Source organism: Streptomyces sp. NBC_00727 (assembly GCF_045161745.1).
Taxonomy (GTDB): Bacteria; Actinomycetota; Actinomycetes; order Streptomycetales; family Streptomycetaceae; genus Streptomyces.
In genome coordinates this window covers 452,208-472,266 of sequence record NZ_CP108981.1, presented here as the reverse complement: position 1 = coordinate 472,266, position 20,059 = coordinate 452,208, and the positions used below count along the sequence as shown (strand labels likewise).

General features: G+C 72.1%; 12 protein-coding genes and 1 pseudogene. 5 read left to right on the top strand and 8 right to left on the bottom strand.

The window, feature by feature from the left end:
- The first annotated feature begins 85 nt into the window (after positions 1–85).
- Positions 86–6,148 (top strand): hypothetical protein, encoded by a 6,063-nt coding sequence (locus OG242_RS02105; protein ID WP_405896499.1) that lies wholly within the window; start codon positions 86–88, stop codon positions 6,146–6,148.
- A 395-nt stretch (positions 6,149–6,543) separates the two neighbouring features.
- Here the strand turns inward: OG242_RS02105 and OG242_RS02100 are convergent, their stop codons facing one another.
- Genes OG242_RS02100 through OG242_RS02080 form a run of 5 tightly spaced genes read right to left on the bottom strand, consistent with a single transcriptional unit; the run spans position 6,544 to position 12,224 of the window.
- Positions 6,544–7,329: a class I SAM-dependent methyltransferase gene (locus tag OG242_RS02100; RefSeq protein ID WP_405896498.1), complete on the bottom strand. Its 786-nt coding sequence runs from the start codon at positions 7,327–7,329 to the stop codon at positions 6,544–6,546.
- A gap of 16 nt (positions 7,330–7,345) precedes the next feature.
- Complete coding sequence (locus tag OG242_RS02095) at positions 7,346–8,926, bottom strand: ABC transporter ATP-binding protein (protein ID WP_405896497.1); 1,581 nt, start codon at positions 8,924–8,926, stop codon at positions 7,346–7,348.
- Positions 8,914–9,744, bottom strand: coding sequence for an ABC transporter permease subunit (locus tag OG242_RS02090; RefSeq protein WP_405896496.1), 831 nt, complete (start codon positions 9,742–9,744; stop codon positions 8,914–8,916). The genes OG242_RS02095 and OG242_RS02090 overlap by 13 nt, the downstream gene beginning before the upstream one ends.
- Positions 9,741–10,685, bottom strand: a complete 945-nt coding sequence (locus OG242_RS02085; protein ID WP_405896495.1) for an ABC transporter permease — start codon at positions 10,683–10,685, stop codon at positions 9,741–9,743. Before OG242_RS02085 ends, OG242_RS02090 begins: the two co-directional genes overlap by 4 nt.
- A 6-nt stretch (positions 10,686–10,691) precedes the next feature.
- Positions 10,692–12,224 (bottom strand): ABC transporter substrate-binding protein, encoded by a 1,533-nt coding sequence (locus tag OG242_RS02080; RefSeq protein ID WP_405896494.1) that lies wholly within the window; start codon positions 12,222–12,224, stop codon positions 10,692–10,694.
- A gap of 179 nt (positions 12,225–12,403) precedes the next feature.
- Between OG242_RS02080 and OG242_RS02075 the strand changes: the two genes are divergently transcribed.
- The 3 genes from OG242_RS02075 (at position 12,404) to OG242_RS02065 (ending at position 15,887) form a co-directional block, all read left to right on the top strand.
- Positions 12,404–13,165, top strand: a complete 762-nt coding sequence (locus tag OG242_RS02075; RefSeq protein WP_405896493.1) for an ABC transporter ATP-binding protein — start codon at positions 12,404–12,406, stop codon at positions 13,163–13,165.
- Positions 13,162–14,532, top strand: coding sequence for an FtsX-like permease family protein (locus tag OG242_RS02070; RefSeq protein WP_405896492.1), 1,371 nt, complete (start codon positions 13,162–13,164; stop codon positions 14,530–14,532). Before OG242_RS02075 ends, OG242_RS02070 begins: the two co-directional genes overlap by 4 nt.
- Before the next feature lie 131 nt (positions 14,533–14,663).
- A complete protein-coding gene (locus OG242_RS02065; protein WP_405896491.1) occupies positions 14,664–15,887 on the top strand; it encodes a sensor histidine kinase in 1,224 nt (407 codons plus the stop codon).
- Between the two features lie 7 nt (positions 15,888–15,894).
- On the opposite strand, the gene OG242_RS02060 is transcribed toward OG242_RS02065, so the two are convergent.
- The 3 genes and pseudogenes from OG242_RS02060 to OG242_RS02050 all read right to left on the bottom strand — a co-directional run.
- On the bottom strand, positions 15,895–16,560 hold the full coding sequence (locus OG242_RS02060) for a response regulator transcription factor (protein WP_405896490.1): 666 nt from the start codon (positions 16,558–16,560) through the stop codon (positions 15,895–15,897).
- 36 nt (positions 16,561–16,596) lie between these two features.
- Complete coding sequence (locus tag OG242_RS02055) at positions 16,597–17,100, bottom strand: hypothetical protein (protein ID WP_405896489.1); 504 nt, start codon at positions 17,098–17,100, stop codon at positions 16,597–16,599.
- A 179-nt stretch (positions 17,101–17,279) separates the two neighbouring features.
- Positions 17,280–17,726: pseudogene (locus OG242_RS02050) on the bottom strand (ABC transporter ATP-binding protein); the annotation flags it as partial.
- Positions 17,727–17,963: 237 nt separating this feature from the next.
- Between OG242_RS02050 and OG242_RS02045 the strand changes: the two are divergent.
- Complete coding sequence (locus tag OG242_RS02045; RefSeq protein WP_405896488.1) at positions 17,964–19,925, top strand: acyl-CoA dehydrogenase family protein; 1,962 nt, start codon at positions 17,964–17,966, stop codon at positions 19,923–19,925.
- Positions 19,926–20,059: the final 134 nt, after the last annotated feature.

Sequence of the window (20,059 nt, the reverse complement as noted above, 5' to 3'; positions counted from 1 at the left end):
CACGCACACATCGACACGAGAAGTCGGATATTGAATGGCCCTTACCTATCCGGTGGTCACAGACCTACCGTTCTCGCCACAGGGCGTGCCCGTCGCACTCCTCCAGGAGTTGCGCTCCGCCCTTGAGGAGCTCGGGCCAGTCGTGGACACCGCTCTCGCGGAACTCACCGTCGAGGAAACGGGACTGGCGCTCAACTCCCTTGCCTCCAAGGATCGCCAGGCGATCATGCACAGGCTCGGATTCCGCAGAATCGTGCCGCGACGGTTCGGGCAGGCGCTGAGCGAACAGGTCCTCCGACGGATCCAGCGGCTGGAGCGGGCCGGCGAGCGGAGCCACTCCGCATCGCACCTCACCAGCCGCATCGTGAGCGACATCCTGGGCGATGTCATGGAGGACCTGCCCGAACGCCGCGGCGACAGCTCCGCCGACCGATGGGGCGCACGACTCGTCCGCCTCGCGGTCTTCTGCCGGGTCCAGGCGTCCGTATTCGACGCACATCTCCTCGTGCGGACGGCCGAGCGTGGCTGGTATGGCGTCGAGGCGGACGACGCTGCACTTGAGACAGTCCGCGCCGCTGCTCAGCACGTCATCGATGCGGTGCCGGACTACCGGCCCCGTGAGGCGTTCGGCGCCGGCATCGTCGGTGAGGGCGGGGACAGCGGGATCGTGGACGGGGAGGAGCAGGCAGAAGGCCGGGGAGCCACGGCCGTCGACCTCCATCCTCACACCGTCGACGACGACGCCGGAGAAGAACGGACGGAGGTAGAACGCCCCGTGGAACAGACCACGTTGCAGAGACTCGGTGTCCTTCAGGAGGAACTGACGGACGTCTTCGGCGAGGCAAGGATCGCCGCCGACCGCGTGCGGCTCGCCCTGAAGGAGGGCCGTCCTCCGGCGGCTTCCGATCTGGAGTCCCTCGTCGTAGTCGGGCCCGCGTTCGCCCGGGCCCGGACGGTGCTCGAGGAATCCGGTCTCACCGAGGTCGTCGATCGTCTCGACGACCTCGGCGGCGCCGTCGAGGCCTACCGTACGACCGCGGAGCGCATCGAGAAGGACGGCCTTGCACGCCGTGCCGTCGCGACAGTGCTCACTCTCGGCTGTCCTCCGGACAGTGCGGTGGCGGGTGTGATCGCGGATGCCAGACAGCGGGCCGAGCAACTCCTCGCCGTGCACCAGTGGGACGAGCAGGACGAGGCATGCGCCCACTTCCTCACCCTGCTGGTACGTCTCGTCGAGGTAAGGGACGCCGAGGTTCCCCAGCAGACGCTTGTCGAGGTCCAGCAGCAGCTCTCGCTGGCCCACCCTCCGTACGCCGTGGCCGCCGTCCTCCACGAGCAGATCACGATGTCGCCCCTATCGGAGTTGGACACCAGGGCACATGTGGTGGTCGAGCCGCCCTCGGATGTGCCGGACGAAGGACAGGAACGGCGGGAGGCGGCGGTCCGGGAGGTCGCCCCCGACACCCGTACCGACCTGGACGGGCAGGAGGTGGACGGAGTAACCGTTGCCGCCACCGGAGAAACCGGATCCGGCAGGAAGGAGGAGCCCGCCGCGCAGGTCACCCGGTCCGAGTGGCATGTGGCCGACCTGCTGGAGAAGGCATCTCGGACAGGCGCGGCGTCACCCGTCGACACCGGCACCGAAGCGGTCGCGGCCGAAACCAGTGCCGAGGTCGCGTCCCGCCCGGAGGGTGGCGACGGCGGACCGCGGCAGGACGTCGAGCCGATCCTCGCGCGCCTCATCGCCGAGAAGCGCTTCGGGCTCGCCGCCCACCTCTCCACCACCGCGGGCCGTTCCCAGGCGGAGGCCGCGGTGTTGCGGCTGTCCGCCGCGTCGGCGCTGCTGAACCCCCGCTCCGACGGGGCCGCTCGGTTCGTCGAGGACGCCCTGCGCACCTGGGACCCTCGAGAGGGCGCCGTGGCCGGCGGACTGGAACTGCTCCTGCTCCCCGTTCTCGTGAAGGCGGCGCTGGTGACCGGTGCGCCGGTAGTCGGCGCTCAGCTCCGAGCGCTCTCCCAGCACCTTCCTGACAGCCTCCAGAAGGTGGCAACGGAGACGGCCGAGCGCACCTTGAACAGCGCACTGATCCTGGCACCGCTGCACACCGTCGTCGCCGACGCCTCCCAGACCGAGAGTCGGCTCCAGGACGCGGTCGCGACGTGCCAGAACCTACTGGTGGTACCCAGGATGCGGTTCCAGCGGGCGTCCCAGATGGTGAAGCTGTGGCTTCTGCCGACCGGCTTGCTGGGCAGCGTACTGACGGCCATCGTCCACCGCTCCGCCGCCGCCGCGGACCTTGCCGACGCTCTGCTGGACCGGCTGGACCGGACCGCGCGCATTGAGGACGAGATCGACCGGATGGACGCCGAACTCCGCGGCACCGGCGGGCGCGTCATCAACGGACCCGGACGCAACAACGTGCGCCACCTCCTGGAGCGCGTGCGCACTGCGGTGTGGGAATGGCGCACGGTCCAGCGTGAGCTGGGAAACGTCCAGTCCGAGGAGACGGCGTGGGCCGCCGACTCGGTGGCCGGGCTGAGGCTGTCCCTCCTGGGACTCCGCAAGGGTGTCATGAGCGACCTGGCCACAGCCGGCCAGCGGTCGCGTCCCGTGGGCAAGGCCACCGCGATCGCCTCGGAGGAGATGCTCACCGAGGTCTTCGACGAACTCGAGTCGGGGACGCCTCCGGCGCGGTATGGCAGCGAGGCCGACGTCTCGAAGCTGTTGGACATCGAGCTGTACAAGCTGCCGGACTGGCCGGGAACGGATCCCACCGTGCCCGGCCTGATCGCGGCAGTTGACCGGACGTGGGAAGAGGCGATCGGCTTCCAGACCGCGCGGGACGGCTTCACCGCCGTACGGATGGTCCTGAACCTCGACGAACGGGGGGTCCTGCCCGCAAACCACACCCTGGACACGCACAGGGATCGCGTCGCCCGCCTCGCGCAGACGGAGAAGGAGCGCCACAACGCACTCGCCGACAAGGCACGTGAGCTCGGGGCGGAACTCCGCCGCGCTCAGGCAGACGCGGCCCTCACCGACGAGCAGGACGTCAATCTCCAGGAGCTCCTCGCGGACTCCGCGCCGCGCACCGAGAGTGGGGAACCGCGCGAGCTGTACGTAATCCGCCGCAATCTGGACCGGGTGGCCTCGCTGATTCCGCACCACCGCAAGGAGGCCGCGAACAGGCTCAGGGCACGGCTCGCCGCCCTGCCCGAAGTCAGCGAGGAGGACCGCAAGCGCGTTCTGCACAACCTGGCCACCGACCACCTGGCCACCGCCGCGGAACTGGTCTACTTCCTCGAACTCGGCGAGTCCGTCCCGGAAATCAGGGCCGAGGACTCGCACCTGGAAATGTTCTTCCCCGCCGTACCCGACACCCTGCCCAGCGGCATCACCCCCGATCTGGTCGAGGCCGTCCGGTACCGACGGCAGTTGGGTGAGTCGGCCGTGCTGGACTACTCGTCCCTGTCCGAGGGCGAGGCAGAGCGGGCCGCGGACGCCCTCGAACGCTGGGCCAAACTCGCCACGACCCGGGACCGGGCCAACATCAACCCCCGGGTCGACCTGATTCCGGCCCTGTCCCTTCTCGGCTTCGAGGCAAGGAAGGCCCTTCCCCTGCGCGAGCTGCGGTACGGCAACGACTACCGATTCTTCGAACTCGCCGAGACGGAGGTCACCGGCAGGGCCTGGGCGCCCGCCTTCGGCTCGCAGATCAAGGACCGGGGCAACAAACTGCGCGCGCTCCTCATCTGGGGACGCCCGGCAGCGAAACTGCTCCTGAGCCGTATCACCCAGGACCCCGACGAAAGCAGCCTGCTCGTCGTCCATTTCGGGACGATCGACAGCCGGACCCACACCGAGCTCGCCGCTGCCTCGCAAGGCGGGAAGCCCATCCTCGTCGTCGATGATGCGGCACTGGCCTACCTCGCCGCACACGGCAACCGGCGGGTCGACGCCGCAACCGAGACTCTCCTGCCGTTCTCCGGGGTGAACCCGTACATCAAGGAGAAGCGGGGCCAGATCGGCCGTGAGATGTTCTACGGACGCGACCGCGAACGCAAGAGCATCCTCGACCCGGACGGGACGCAGATCATCTACGGAGGCCGCGGCCTCGGAAAGTCGGCACTGCTCGCCGACGCGGGTGACCGGTTCGTGGAACAGCGTCCGGGATCGCACCGCAAGCTCTACCTCAACCTCGACAAGATCGGCATCGGGAAGGGCACCGCACTCGGCGCGGCGGCGATCTGGACCACCCTGGACCAGGAGCTGACCAAGGGAGGCGTCCTTGGGGGGCCTCGCCGTAGGGGACCGCAGCCGGAACCGTGGCAGCGGGTCACGGACGGCATCGCCGCCTGGCTGGAAGAGGACTCCGACCGGCGACTGCTCATCCTGCTCGACGAGTGCGACCGCTTCTTCGAGGCCGATGTGCCCGAATGCACCGAGACCCGCCGCCTGCGCGGCCTGGGCGACACCTCGCGCGGCCGCGCCAAAGTGGTCTTCGCCGGTCTGCACTCCGTTCAGCGCTTCACCCGCCTTGCCAGGAACGGACCCTTCAGCCATCTCGCCCAGACGCCGACCGTCGTCGGACCGCTCACCCCGCAGTTCGCCGCCGATCTGATCGTCCATCCCATGCGGGCTCTGGGCTTCGAGTTCGAGGACGTTGACCTCGTCAACCGTGTCCTGGGATTCTGCTCGTACCAGCCCTTCCTGCTGCAGATTTTCGGCAGCCGGATGGTGCAGGTCATGCAGGACAAGCGGGCACGGCAGCCGATGCTTCCGCCGCCGTACACCATCGAGGCGGGCGACGTGGACGCCGTGGAGCAGGACGCGTCGCTGCGCTCCGACATCACCGCGGCCTTCAAGGACACGCTCGCCCTCGACGACCGCTACAACGTCGTGGCCAACGTCCTCGCCCAGCACGCCCGTGATAACGGATTGGAGACGAGGCTCAGCGACAGGGATCTGCGCGACGAGTGCGCCGGCTGGTGGCCGCAGGGCTTCGACAAGCTGGACAGCGAGGGTTTCAGAGCCTACCTGCAAGAAATGGTGGGGCTCGGCGTCCTCGCGCCGAACCATGACGGACAGGGCTGGCACCTGCGAGGTCCGAACGCCCTGCGCATGATCGGCACCGCTCAGGAGATCGAGGCACGACTCCTCGGCGCAGAGCGGGAGTACCGGCTGGAGGAGGCCGTCGTCCTGGAGAGCCGCCCCGGCCTCGACGACGGACGGCGCTCCGCGCCTCTGACGATCAACCAGATCGACTACCTGCTCGGCGAGCGGGGGAACCAGGTCCGCGTCGTCCTGGGCACCCGTGCGACGGGCATCGGGGACGTGGAGCGCACTCTGCGGGACGCGACGGGCCGGGTGGCCGGCTGGATCCTCCCACCGATCGGTAGCGCCAACACCTTCCGCAAGGAACTCGCTGCCGGCCGGAACGGAGAGCGGCGCCTGCTGATCAGCGACCTCACGCTGGGCAGTGACAAGTCCTGCCGCCAGTCGCTGGAACTGGCTACGACGACACTCCCGACCGCCGCCGAGGCGACGCGGTCGGTGGTCCTGGTGTCCAGTCCCGAACAGCTCGGCTTCTGGCGTGATCTCCTCACCGACTTCGACGCGGCCGCCGGAGACGGTGTCACGGTGGTGGTGCTCCGCCGCTACGACCGGCGCGGGCTGAGGGACTGGACACAGCAGCACAGCGCCTACGAGACGGAGGAGCGGCTGAGCAGGCTGGCCGCGATCACCGGAGGCTGGCCGATCCTGCTGGATAAGGTCCTGGTCCTGCGCGACCGGTACCGGGATCAGGACCGGGCCTTGGAAGAACTGGAGAAGTGGCTGACGCGCAAGGAGAACGCCCAAGAGCTCGTCGATGCCGCGGGCATGGCGCAACCCTCCCTGACCGACGTGGACGGTGAGGACGAACTGGTCAGGCGCGCCTACGAGGCCGTCGTGGCAGAACTCGGCACGGGATGGAACCCTGAGGCCGACTGCGCGACCGCGGCCGAACTCGCCGGCCTCTCGCCGGACGACGCACAATGGGCCCTCACCTGCCTGGAGACCCTCCAGGCCCTGGACAGGGACGGCACCCGTCTGCGCGTCGAACCTGTCCTCTACGCGGCGCTCGGCACCCGCGGCAGCAAGGAGTGATCGGACCGTGGGGGCCGTGTCCCAGGGGCACGGCCTCCACGGCTCTGTTTTTTTGGAGCCATCCTGCAGGCGGGGATCACACGCCAATCATGGGTGGCTGCTGTCAGCGGTCGCGGATCCCACTCGCCGGGCTCGTCACCAGCGCGGCGGGCTGCTGGGGGCAGGGAAGTCTGGCCTCCGAGCCGCAATTCGGCGAACTGGCCGAGATCCCGGGCATTGACTCTCACCGACGCGCAGCCGTCACCGGAATTGAATCGATCTCCCTGAAGGAGGTTAAATGCACCGCCCGGCAGGACCGTCACTCCGCGGAGGGCCGGGGGCCGGTCACCCGGCCCGGGTCCGGGACCGTGCGGCCGGGTGCGCTTCGTGTGCGAGGGGCACCCGGCCGGCGCCGTTCAGCGCATCGCGGCCACCAGGGCGTCGCTCGCCGAGCACCACAGCTGGCGGGCCTCGGAGAAGCCCTGTTCGCGGAGGGTTTCGAGGTGCCAGCCCGTGGCCGTGGGGCGGTCGGCGTGTGCACCGGCGGGGCGGGGTTCGCGCGGGTCGCCGAGCAGGGCGAAGCGGCGGGCGGCCGCTTCGCCGAGGGCGGGGTCGTCGGCGACCCGGCTCCACCAGTCGGCCCAGTCGAGTGCACCCTGCCGGCGCTGCTGTTCCCGGCGTTCGGTGAGCAGGGCGTCCATGGCGGCGTTGAGGCGGGGCGCGGACTCGTCGTACATGTGGTCGGCGTTGAGGAACACGCCGCCCTCGCGCAGCAACCCGGCCAGGGTGCCGTACAGGCGGCGGAGCGGTTCGGTGTCCAGCCAGTGCAGGGCGGTGGCGGTCACCACGGCGTCGAAGGACCGGTGGGGGAGCCGCGCGGCCCAGCCGGGCTCGGTGAGGTCCGCCTCGACGAAGGTGACGCGGGCGTCCCCGGCGAAGTGGCCGCGCGCGATCGTCAGCAGGGCGGGGTCGACGTCCACGCAGACGGTACGGGCGTCGGGGAACCGGCGCAGGACGCGGTCGGTGATGCTGCCGGTACCGCAGGCGAGGTCCAGAACGACCGGGGCGCGGCCGGCGACGGCCTCGACGGCGTCCGTCATGACCCGGAAGCGCTCCTCCCGGTCCGGCATGTACCACTCCTGCTGGCGGTCCCAGCTCGCCTGCCACTGCTGCCAGTCGGTGGAGGACGGGGCGTTGCTCATGGTGCGGGTGTTCCCTTCACTGGTTGCTCCGTTCCGGCGCCGGCGCCGCGGCGCCGAGGTTCTGGGACCGCAGCAGCAGGCGTGTGGTGCCGGCGGTGGGCGAGGAGAGGACCGTACGGCTGTCGCCGCGCTCCACGACGGCGCCCGCGTCGAGGACGACCAGGTCGTCCGCGAGCCGCCGGACGAGGCCGAGGTCGTGGCCGATCCACAGCACGGCCGTGTCGCTCGCCTCCCGGAGGCGGGTGATCTCGGCCAGGACGAGGCCGGTGCTGACGGCGTCGAGGGCCGTGGTGATCTCGTCGCAGATGAGCACGTCGGGCTCGGCGAGCAACGCCCGTGCCAGGGCCGCGCGTTGCAGCTCGCCGCCCGACAGGGACGCGGCGTGCCGCGTGGTGTGTTCCGACGTGAGCCCGAGCCGCTCCCACAGCTCCCGGGTCCGCCGCTCGGCCTCCGGGGTGGTGAGCCCGTGGAGCCTGACGGCGGTGCGGGCGACCTGTTCGAGGACGGTGCGCCGGTCGTCGAAGGAGTTGCGCACCTCCTGCCACACGTACTGCACGCCCCGGATCTGCCGGGTGGTGCGACGGCGGAGTACGGGCAAGGGCTCGCCCCGGTGGGTGAGTCCGCCGCGGTGGCGCTCGTGCAGTCCGGCGAGGCAGCGGGCGAGGACGGTCTTTCCGCTGCCGGAGGGGCCGACGACCGCGGTGCACCCGCCCTCCGGGACCTCTAGCGACACCTCGTGCAGGACCTCGTCCCGGCGCCCGGGGCGCAGCCACGCCGTCAGGTTCCGCGCCTCCAGTACGGCCCGCGCCGGCTTGGCGGACGCCGTGGACGCCGGGGGAGCGGGCGGGGCCGCCGGAGCCGGAAGGAGCTCCTGGGTGGGGCCGGCCGCGGTCACCCGGCCGCCCTCCAGCAGCACCGTCCGGGCGGCCACCGCGCGGACGAGGTCGTGGTCGTGGCTGAGGAGCAGGAGGGTGTAGCCGTCGGCGGCCAGCCGGTTCAGCTGTCCGGCGAGCCGGAGCCGGGCCACCGTGTCCAGGCCGGTGCTGGGTTCGTCGAGCACCAGGACGCGGGGACCGCAGGCCAGCACCTGCGCCAGGGCCACGCGCTGACGCTGCCCGCCGGAGAACTGGTGCGGGAAGCGGCGCCGGGTCGCCTTGTCGTCGGGCAGGCCGGCGGTGCGCAGGGCTTCGGCCGCGAGTCCGGCGGCGGCGGAACGGGCGCGGGTGCCGCGCTCATCGGAGAGCCCGTGCAGGCGGGCGAGTTCGGTGAGGACGGAGCCGACGCGCCGGGCGGGGTTGAGCGCGTGGGCGGGGTGCTGGGGCATGTACGACACGACCCTGCCGCGTACGTCCCGCCCGGCGCCGGTCGGCCCGTCGTCGCCCACGACCTGGACGCCTCCGATCCGTACCGTGCCGCTCAGCCGTACGCCGGGCGCGGCGTCGCCCAGCAGGGCCAGCGCGGCGGTGGTCTTGCCGCTGCCGGACCGGCCGACCAGGGCGGTCACCTGGCCCGCGGAGACGGTGAGGCCGACGCCGTCCAGGAGCCGTGCCGCACCGGCCAGGGCGGTCAGGCCCCGGACCTCGATCACCGGTTCCACGCCCCGGCCCTCCCCTCGGTCCGCGTGGCGCGCGGCAGCAGACCGTCCGCCAGCAGATTGACGCCGACCACGAACATCACCAGCATCAGCGTCGGCGCCAGCACCGCCCACGGCTGTACGAACAGCGCCTCCCGGCTCGCGGCGATCACCACGCCCCAGTCCGGGGAGGTCGGATCGAGCCCGAGGCCCAGGAAGTTGGCGGCGGCCACGGTGAAGACCGCGCCCCCGACCCGGGTACCGGCGTCCGCGGCCGCCACCGGCAGCACGGCCCGCCCGACGTGACCGAGCAGGATGCGCGCCGGGGACTCGCCCTGGAGGCGCATCGCCTCGGCGACGGGCCCACCGGCCGCGTCCAGCGCCGCCGCCCGCAACAGCCGTGCCACAGCGGGGACGTTGAGCGCGGCCACCGCCAGCGCCACGGCGACCGGATGCCCGCGCCAGCCGACCCCGACCACGCTGATCACCAGCAGGGACGGCAGCGGCAGCAGCAACTCCACGGGCCGCATCAGCAGGTCGTCCAGCCACCGGCTGCGGGACGAAGCCGCGGCCAGACCCAGCACGGCGCCCACGAGCACGGCCAGCGCCACCGCGGCACACGCCACCCCCAGCGCGCTCGTCCCGCCGCGCAGCACCAACGCCAGCACGTCCCGGCCCAAGGCATCCGTCCCGAACAGGTGTCCGTCGCCCACCGCGTAGGGCATCCCGTCCGAGGCGATGGCGGAATCAGTGACCAACGGACCCAGGACGGCCGCGGCGACCGGTGGGACCGACAGGAGCGCGCCTCCCAGTGCGCGACCGGGACGTACACCGGCACTCATCGCAGCACCTCCGAGCGGGGAGCCAGCCGGTGGCTGACGAGATCCGCCACCAGGTTGAGCAGGCACGCCACGGCCGCCAGGGTGAGGGTGAGGGCCTGGACCGTGGGGACGTCGCGGTTCTGGACGGCCTCGACCAGCGCGGTCGCGGTGCCCGGGATGGCGAACACCGCCTCGACGACCAGCACCCCGCCGAGCAACTGATCGCCCGTACGTGCCAGTTCCTGCACGCCCGGTACGGCCGCGTTGGGCAGCACATGCCGCAGCACCAGCCGGGCGGGCGGCACCCCGAGACGGCGGGCCTGCACCGCGTACCCGGCGTGCAGCGCCGTGACCGTACCCGCGCGGATCTGCCGCGAGAGCACACACACGGTCCGGGCGAGCAGCACCACCACCGGCAGCACGAACAGCTCCGGACGCCGCCACCACCCGTCGTCCGCGCCCACCCACGTCGACGGCAGCCAGCCCAGGCGCAGCGCGAAGACACCGACCAGCAGCAGGGCCAGGACGAAGTCCGGTACGGAGGTGAGCGTCAGCGTCACCGCGGAGACGACCCGGTCGGTGCGGCTGCCCTCGCGCAGCCCGGTCAGCAGGCCGACCCCGACCGCCAGCGGCACCAGCAGTACGAGGGTGACCGCGGCCAGTACGGCCGTCACCGGGACCGAGGCCGACAGCACCTCCCTGACCGGGGTCCCGCCGACCAGCGAGGTCCCGAGGTCGCCGGTGAGCAGGCCGTGCGCCCAGTCGGCGAACCGCTCCGCCACCGGGCGGTCGAGCCCCATCTGCTCCCGGAGCCGGGCGACCTGCTCCAGCCCCGCCTGCTCGTTGAAGTCGACGGTCGCGGCGTCGCCCGGCAGCAGATCGGTGAGCAGGAAGACCATGACACTGAGCGCGGCGAGCTGGACGAGTGTCCAGGCGGACCGCCGCAGGGCGTGGCGGAACACCGGCGATCAGGCCAGCCACACGCGGTCGAACCTGGCCCAGTCCACGGTGTTGGGCGGGGCCTCCTTCACACCGTGCACCGTGGACGCGACGGCGTTCAGCCACTCCGGGTGGCCCCAGAGCACCAGGCCGCCCCGGTCGCGCAGGGTCGTCTGCACAGCCCCGTACCGGTCGGTGCGCCGCTCGTCGTCCACCATGGCGCGGGCGGCGGTGAACGCGCTGTCGAAGTCCTCGTGCTGCCAGGCGCTCTGGTTCTGCGGGGCGTCGGTGAGGAGCCGTTCACTGATGTACGTGGGGATGGTCATGGCCCCGCACCGGTGATTGGTGATCGTGCCCTTGGTCAGGGCGTCCGTGAAGTAGGACTCCGGCGGCCCGTTGACGACCTCCACCTTGAGCCCCGCCTCCCCGGCCTGCTCGGCGAAGAGATGGGCGGCCTGGGGGAAGCCGTCGGCGGCGGTGGAGGTGTAGAAGGCGACCTCCTTGTTGTACAGGCCGGTCCGCTTCAGCAGCCGCCGGGCCTCCGCCACGTCCCGCTCGCGCTGCTCCAGCCCGTCCGGGTAGTAGGTGTACCCCTTGCCGTACAGGTCGTTGCCGATCTCCGCGCGGCCCGAACAGACCACCTCCACCAGCCGCTTGCGGTCCACCAGCAGCTTGACGGCCATCGCCGCGTCCGGGTCGTCGAAGGGTGCCCGGTCCGTCTTCAGCGCGAACCCCTGCACCCCGCTGCGCCTGGTGGCCACCATCCGTACCCGGTTGTCGTGGGCGACGGTACGGGCGAACGTGGGCGTCATCTCGTGCGCGAAGTGCACCTCCCCGCTGCGTACGGCGGCGGCGCGCGCCTCGGTCTCCGCGGACAGGATGCGTACCTCGTCCACGTACGGAGCCCCGTTCCAGTGGTCGTCGAAGCGGCGACCGGTGAAGCCGCGCCCGGCGGTGAACGAGACGGACCGGAACGGGCCGGTGCCGACGGGCTCCGTCGGGTCGTCCCAGCCGTCACGCACGATCGGCGTCCCGGTCATCGCGAGCTGACTGGGCAGTTCGGCGTTGGGCCGGGTGAGAGCTATCTCCACACCCCGCCGGCCGACCTTCCGGCAGTTGACCAGGTCGATGTGGGACAGGGAGTTCTTCGCCAGGTGGTCGGCGGCGTCCGGGTCGAGGATGCGGGACAGGCTGTACAGCACGTCGTCCGGGCCGAGGCGATGCCCGTCGTGGAACCGGGCCTCGCGCAGCTCGAACCGCCACACCCGGGCCTCGTCGTCACTGGACCAGGAGCGCGCCAGTCGCGGGACCGGGCGCAGCGTCGAGTCCAGCTCGACGAGCTTGTCGAAGACGGCCTTGTGCCGGGCGATGTCCACGAACTGCCGCTGCGCGTGCGGGTCCATGGTCTCCTTCACCCCGGCTCCGGGAAAGGCCGCGCGCAGCGTCCCGCCCTTCTTCGGCGCGGCGGACCCGGAATCCTCGGACGAGCAGCCGGTGAGAAGACCGGCTCCCGCGGCGACCGCCGCGGCGAGAACCCTCCGGCGGGTGGGGGTGACCGGCATGGGAACGACCTTCCTGCCTGCTGCTCCTGAACCATGGCACACGCATCCAATACGTAATTGCAATATATGTGCAACAAGGGGGTGTGTGGGGATGATCACTCGGGGGTGCGGTTTTCCGAACGGCCGATTCGGGGGCGGGCACGATCGATCGCCGCGCTCCGCCCGCCGACGATGAGGACATGGTTGAGACGACGACGGATATCGGGACGGGCACAGCCGCCCGGGCGGAAGGCCTGCACCGCGAGTACGGACGCGGAGCCGCCGCCGTACGGGCGTTGCGCGGGGTGTCGGTGGGCTTCGCGCCCGGTACGTTCACGGCGGTGATGGGGCCCTCGGGCTCCGGGAAGACCACCCTGCTGCACTGCCTGGCGGGCATGGACCGGCCGACGCGGGGCTCCGTGTTCTGGGGCGGTACGGAGGTGTCCCGGCTGCCCGAGCGGCGGCTGGCGGTACTGAGGCGCAGCCGGGTCGGGTTCGTGTTCCAGGCGTTCAACCTGATGCCCGCCATGACGGCCGCGCAGAACGTCGAGCTCCCTTCCCGGCTGGCCGGCGAGCGGCCAGACCGGGACCGGGTGCTGGACGCGCTGGCCCGGGTGGGGCTGGCCGGGCGCGAACGGCACCGGCCCGCCCAGTTATCCGGCGGGCAGCAGCAGCGGGTGGCCATCGCCCGGGCACTGGTCTCCCGGCCGGCGATGCTCTTCGCCGACGAACCCACGGGCGCGCTCGACCGCGCCACCGGCCACGAGGTCCTCGCCCTGCTGCGCGCCGGTGTGGACGAGGACGGCGGCACCTGCGTGATGGTGACCCACGACCCGGTCGCCGCCGGGTATGCGGACCGGGTGCTGCTGCTCGCCGACGGCGTGGTGGTGGACGAACTCGACCGCCCCACCGCTGCCCAGGTCGGCGAACGCCTGAGCAGGCTGGGCGGGGGAGAGCGGTGACCCTGCTCGCGCTCGGACAGGTGCGCCGCCGCCCCGCCGCCTTCGCCGGCCTGGCGGTCGCGCTCTTCCTCGCCATCGCCACCCTGACCCTGTTCGGCCTGCTGTTCGCTACCGACAGCACCACCCCGGCGGCAGCCCGCAAGGCGGCCGACGGACCCGGACTGATGGTGATCGCCGGAGCTTTCGGCGAGATCGCCGTGCTGGTCGCGTTCTTCGTCGTGGTCAACGCGCTCGGGTTCGCGATCCGCAGGCAGCACCGGGAGCTGGCGCTGCTCCGTACCATCGCGGCGACACCCCGCCAGGCACGGCGCCTGATCCGCGGTCAGGTCGTGGCGACCACACTGGTGGTGGCCGCGCCGGGTTGGGCCGTCGGCGCCGCGGTGGCCCGGGGCCTGCTCGCCGCATTGCAGCGGCGGGGGATGGCTGCGCCGGGTGTACGGGTGGCGGACACCCCGCTGCCCATGCTGGTGGCGCTGGCCGTCGCACTCGCCGTAGGCCTGGCGGCCTCGGCCGTGGCGGCGCGGCGCATCTCCCGGATCGCCCCCGCTGCCGCCCTCACGGCGAGTGCGACCGAGCACGGGCGGACGGGCGCGCTGCGTCTGCTCGTCGCGATCGGCGCGTTGACCGGCGGCGGGTTCCTGCTGCGGCTGGCCGCGACACGGCCGGCCGAGCAGGTGGACAAGGCGGCGCAGGCGGCCTTGCTCAGCTCGCTGGTTCTGCTGGTCGCCGTCGCTCTGGCGGGCCCGTTCGCGGCGCGCGTCCTGGCGGCCGCGCTGGGTGCGCCGGTACGGGTGCTGGCACCCGGTGCGGGATGGCTCGCCGACGCCAACCTGCGCGGGTACGCGCGGCGGCTGTCGTCCGCCGTGGTGCCGGTCGCCCTGCTCGTCGGCCTGTCGGGCACCATGCTGGTCATGACAAGCACCGCCGAACACGCCGCGGGCGCGGCGGCGTCCAGCGCCACCTCCGCCACGGACGTCTGGCTGCGCCAGGCCGAGCTGGCCATGCTCTCCTGCTTCGCCGCGGTCTCCACCGTCAGCACCCTGGTGGCCGTGACCGCCGAACGCCGCCGCGAGTTCGCACTGCTGCGGCTGGTCGGGGCGACCCGGCCGCAACTCCTGCGCATGCTGACCGCCGAGGCGGCGCTGACCGCGGCGGTGGGCGTCCTGCTCGGCGCCGCGGTCGCGGGCGCCGCGTCGGCGGCCTTCAGCACTGCGGTCAGCGGGTCGCCGATGCCGTCCCTCCCGGTGGCCGGCTGCTGGTGGATCGCCGCGGGCGCGACAGCGCTGACCGTCCCCGCCATCCTGGCCACGGGCCTTCGCGCGGTGCGCGGACCGGCGGCGGCGCAGGCGGCAGGCAGCCGTGGCTGAGCGGGGCGACGGCACCGCCCATGCACGGGTGCCCGTCCCGGGAGCGCGGGCGGGCGGGCCGCCGGCATCCGCCCCGGGCGTGACGCGACCACCCACCTCGGGCGAGCCCGTGCCGGTCCCCGGAGCCGGCCGTGGCTGACCGGCGGCGGTACCTGTCCGTCCGGGGCGGCGAGTGGGCCTTCGCGGTCGCGGGGCTGCCGCTCGCACTGCTCGGCGGGGGCTACGCACTCGCTGTCCTGTACGCGGGGGGCCTGCTCTCGCTCACCGTGTTCGGCCTGCCGTTCGTGGCGGCAGCGCTGGCGGGCGCGCGCGGCCTGGGCGCGCTGCACCGGCGGCTGGTCGGCCGGTTGCTCGGCGAGCCGGTCGAGGCGCCGGACGGGCTGCCCCGCACGGAGGGTGCGGTCGCTCGGGTGCGGGTCGTACTGACCGACCCGATCGCCTGGCGGTCGTTGCTGTATCTGCTGCTGCGGCTGCCGCTCGGTGTGCTCGGGTTCGCCGCGGCGGTGGTGCTTCCCCTCGGCTGCCTGTGGCTGGCCGGTTTCCCGTTCTGGGTACGCGTCCTCGAACCGGGGCCGCGTCCCGTCACCTGGATCGACGTCACCTCCACGCCGCTCGGACTGGCGCTCCTCTCGGCGGCGCCCGGAGCCGTCCGGGTGCTGAGCGGCGCGAACCGGAGGCTCGCCCGGCTGCTGCTCGGACCGGCCCGGACCCAGCGGCGCGTACGGGAACTGGAGACCGCCCGGGCCACCCTGCTCACGCAGAACACCGACGAACTCCGCCGCCTGGAACGCGACCTCCACGACGGCACCCAGGCGAGGCTGGTCGCCCTCGCCATCACCCTCTCGCTGGCCGAGGACGAGCTTGCCTCCGCCCACTCCCCGGAGTCCGTACGGCTGCGCACCCTGCTGGAGCGTGCCCGCAACCAGACCGACGACACCGTCACCGAGCTGCGACGGCTCACTCGCGGCATCCACCCGGTGGCGCTGGACGGCGGTCTCGCCGAGGCGCTGCCAGGACTCACCGCCACTTCGCCCGTGCCGGTCGCCCTGCGCCTCGACCTGCCGGAACGGCCGGACCACGTGGTCGAACGCGCCCTCTACTTCTGCGCCGCCGAACTGCTCACCAACATCGCGAAGCACAGTGACGCCCGCTCGGCCGAACTGGAGGCGGCCGCGTCCGGCGGCCGCGTCCGGCTGACCGTGCGTGACGATGGCCGCGGCGGGGCGGTGATCGGCGTCGGCACCGGGCTGACGGGTCTGGCCGAGCGGCTCGCGGCGGTGGACGGCGCCCTGCGGATCGACAGCCCGTCCGGCGGGCCGACCGTGGTCACCGCCGAGCTTCCGGCCAGGTTGTGACGTCTCGTCAATTGGCCTCCTCCGCAAGGTAGGCGAGGACGGCCTTCACCCGGCGGTTGTCGGTGTCCGTGGCCCGTAGGCCGAACTTGGTGAACACGGCCGCGACGTGCTTCTCCACCGCCCGCTCCGACACCACCAGCAGCGCGGCGATCGAGCGGTTGGTGTGCCCCTGCGCCATCAGCTCCAGTACTTCGCGTTCGCGAGGAGTCAGGGTGTCCACCCTGCTGCGCTGCCCACCGCGCATCAGCTGGGTGACGATCTCCGGGTCGAGCGCCGTGCACCCGCCGGCGACCCGGTGAAGCGCGTCCACGAACTCGGAGGTCCGCGCGACGCGTTCCTTCAACAGGTACCCGATGCCCGCCGCGCCACCGGCCAGCAGCCGGGCGGCCCAGGTGGTCTCTACGTGCTGGGAGAAGACCAGGATGCCCACGTCGGGCGTCTTCGCACGGATCTCCACGGCAGCGCGGATGCCCTCGTCGGTCTGCGTGGGCGGCATCCGGATGTCCACCACCGCCACGTCGGGACGGTGCTGGTCCACCGCGGCGATCAGCGCGGGCGCAGTCCCGGCGGTGGCGACCACCTCACACCCACGGGCGCCGAGCAACTCGACCATGCCGTCACGGAGAACAACGGAGTCCTCGGCCAGTACTACGCGCAGACGCCTGTCGATCACCCCGCCATTATCGCCCCCGCGGACGTCCCGCGAGCGTCAGACTCCGAGCTCGTCGCACAACGCGACGTAGGCCTGGAGGTGATCCGGGTTGTGGCGGAAGGTGCCCAGGCCGATGACGTCGAAGGCATCCGCTGCGGCGGTCGCCCGCACGCCCAGCGCCTCCAGGGCCTGATTGATCGTCGCCCCGTCAGGTGTCACGCGCATCTCCCCGTCGAACGTGGCCGCCCACTGGCCGCCCGTGCCGCCGAAGTACTCGGTCTGGATGACGGCGAACCGGGGCCGCGGCTCATGGGTCACCTCGCACACGAGGTCGCGCAGAACGGCGTCGCCCGGGAACGTCACGCTCTCCGAGAGGATGCCTGGCGGCAGGTCGAGCCGGGCCGGGTTGCCGCGCACCGCGGCCCAGTAGGCGGAGAAGTAGTGATCGATCGGAAACACGCTGATGCCCGCGTACGTGAGTCGGGCGTGCAGCCCCAGCGACTCGGCCCTAGGGGTGTCGAGTTGTCCCGTCACGACGAGAGCGCACACAGCGTGGGTCATGCGGGCATGGTAGCCAGCGGGACGCGTGGTGATCAGCGGTTGGCCGGAGGGGACATGAGTGGGGAAACGATGGTGCGGCCGAGGAGTTCGAGCGCACCGCGGACTGGCTGCGGAACGAGTCGAAGAGTCCTCGTGGCAGCAGTCCGCGCCGCGGAGCCGGAGGCCGAGGAGGAAGCCGCCGCCGCCTCGACCAGCGCGCTGTCCGTCTCCGTCATCAGCCGGGGCGTGATCCTCCGTTCGGCGTACGTGGCGACCGCCGTCGAGCCCCGGCCCAGCGCGGCGGCGAGCGCGACCACCAGCAGGGCGGGCACGGCTCCGTGCAGCCGGTCGCCCGCCGGCCCGGCACCCAGGACGGGCTTCATGGCGTGGGCGGTCGCGGTCAGCAGTACGGCGGCCGAGAGGCCCGTGACGGCCTGGCAGCCCAGGAGCAGTTGTACGGCGAGCCGGTCGGTCCGCCACGACAGCCGCGCGATGCGGCCCAGGACGGCGGGGATCTGCCCGCACATCCTGCGGAACGAGACCTCGGCGAGCGGATTGACGGAGTACTGCCCGCTGTAGGTGATCTCCGCCGGCGGTGGCGGAGGGGGCGTGGTGGACTGCTGCGTGTTCGTGGCGGCCGAGGTCAACGTGGTCCTCCTGGCGTTCGTCCGGCGTGGATGTGAAGCTCAACGACCGCGCCGGAATATCGAACACATGTGTTTCGGTCGGCCTCGGAATCCCGGGGTTGAGCGGGCGGCGGCGCGTGGAGAATGCACGGACCCGGGCCCCGCAACAGGTCTGCGAGGCGGGGGGTTGGCCGAATCGCCGAGGGTGGCCCCGGATGGCCCTGGCTTGATCGTCCTCGTCCGGGGTAGCGAAGGGGCATGGCCACTGCGAACACAGCCGCCGCCGGCGGATACGTACAGCCCGAGGTCGACGTGCGGGCGCTGACCGAGGTGCTCGACGGCGACTACGCGGACATCCGCGATCTCGTCCGGACCAACCTGGTGGCGTACGCCTCCGTGCTGGAGGAGGCCGAGGAGCTCGGCATCGACGCGTTCCGTGAGCGGGTGCGGGAGATCGTGGTCGAGATGGCCGCGACCGGGCAGACCGGGATGGGGTTCCCGCAGGAGTACGGCGGGGGCGGTGACGTCGGGGCCTCCATCGCGGCGTTCGAGACGCTGGCCTACGGTGACCTGTCGGTGCTGGTGAAGGTGGGGGTGCAGTTCGGGCTCTTCGGCGGGGCGGTCCTGCAGCTGGGCACCGCACGCCACCACAAGGCGTATCTGCCCGATCTGATCACCGGGCGCCTGATGGGCTGCTTCGCGATGACCGAGTCCGGGCACGGCTCCGATGTGCAGTCGCTCGGGACGGTCGCGCGGTACGACCACGACACCCGGGAGTTCGTCCTCACCACCCCCGGCGACGAGGCGTGCAAGGACTACATCGGCAACGCGGCCCGCCACGCGGAGCTCGCGGTCGTCTTCGCCCAGCTGGAGGTGGCCGGGAAGGCCGAAGGGGTCCACGCGTTCGTCGTACGGGTCCGGCAGGACGGCGAGGTGGTGCCCGGCGTCCTGATCGAGGACGACGGCCGCAAGATGGGCCTCAACGGCGTGGACAACGGCCGCATCCGCTTCGACGGCGTACGCGTGCCGCGCGAGGCCCTGCTCAACCGGTTCGCCGACGTCACCGCCGACGGCGTTTACGAGAGCCCGATCGAGAACCCCGGACGGCGCTTCTTCACCATGCTCGGCACGCTGGTCCAGGGCCGGGTCAGCGTCGCCGGCGCCGGGGTCGGCGCGGCCAAGGTGGCCCTGACGATCGCCACCAGGTACGCCGTGCGGCGGCGGCAGTTCGCAGCGGCCCCGGGCACGGACGAGCAGCTGCTCCTCGACTACGGGCTGCACCAGCGCCGGCTGCTGCCGCTCCTCGCCCGTACGTACGCGCTGCACTTCGCGCAGGACGTCGTACGCACCCAGCTGCACGACGTCTTCTCCGGCGTCCAGGACGACGAACAGGCCCGGCGCCTGCTGGAGTCGCGGGCCGCCGGCACCAAGGCGCTGGCCACCTGGCACGCCACCCGGGTCGTCCAGGAGTGCCGCGAGGCGTGCGGCGGCGCCGGGTACCTCAGCGTCAACCGGTTCGCCGCGCTCAAGGCGGACAGCGACATCTTCACCACGTTCGAGGGCGACAACCACGTTCTGCTGCAACTCGTCGCCAAGGGGCTGCTCACCCATTACGCGAGCGAGTTCGAGGACCTCGACCAGCTCGGCACCGTCCGCCACGTCGCCGGGATCGCCGTCGAGACGGTCATGGAGAAGACCTCGGTCCACAAGATGCTGGAACGGGTACGGGACCTGCTGCCGGGGGGCGACGAGTGGGACCGCGAGGCGGGGCTGCTCGACTCGGAGTACCAGCTCGCCATGGTCCGCTTCCGCGAGGAGCACATGCTCGCCGGGGTGGCCCGCAGGCTCAAGCGCGGGATCGACGAGCACCGCGACCCCGGCGCCGTCTTCTCGTACGTGCAGGACCACGTCATCGCCCTCGCCCGCGCGCACGTCGAACGGCTGGTCCTTGAAGCGTTCGTCGAGAAGGTGCGCGCGTTGCCCGACGACGGCGGCAACAAGGAGGCGCTGGGCCTGCTGTGCGATCTGTTCGCCCTGTCGACGATCGAGGCGGACCGCGCCTGGTTCATGGAGCACGGCCGGCTGACCGTCCAGCGCTCCAAGGCGATCAGCCGCGAGGTGAACGACCTCTGCCGCAAGGTCCGCCCGCTGGCCGTCGACCTCGTCGACGCCTGGGGCATCCCGGACGAGATGCTGCGCGCCCCGGACCTGGTGGGCTGAGCCGAGTCAGGCGGTCCCGGCGCGGGCGGCCGAGGCCGCCAGGGTGGTGTACGGCATGGTGAAGCGGCCGCCGAGGAGCGCGCGCTGAGCCGCGTCGCGGCCGACGCCGACATCGACTCGCTCGCCGACGTTGT

Coding starts and splice junctions, on each gene's coding strand:
- OG242_RS02100 (WP_405896498.1), bottom strand. CDS start 7,329: ATGAGCAACGCCCCGTCCTCCACCGACTGGCAGCAGTGGCAGGCGAGC.
- OG242_RS02090 (WP_405896496.1), bottom strand. CDS start 9,744: ATGAGTGCCGGTGTACGTCCCGGTCGCGCACTGGGAGGCGCGCTCCTG.
- OG242_RS02080 (WP_405896494.1), bottom strand. CDS start 12,224: ATGCCGGTCACCCCCACCCGCCGGAGGGTTCTCGCCGCGGCGGTCGCC.
- OG242_RS02075 (WP_405896493.1), top strand. CDS start 12,404: ATGGTTGAGACGACGACGGATATCGGGACGGGCACAGCCGCCCGGGCG.
- OG242_RS02055 (WP_405896489.1), bottom strand. CDS start 17,100: ATGACCCACGCTGTGTGCGCTCTCGTCGTGACGGGACAACTCGACACC.
- OG242_RS02045 (WP_405896488.1), top strand. CDS start 17,964: ATGGCCACTGCGAACACAGCCGCCGCCGGCGGATACGTACAGCCCGAG.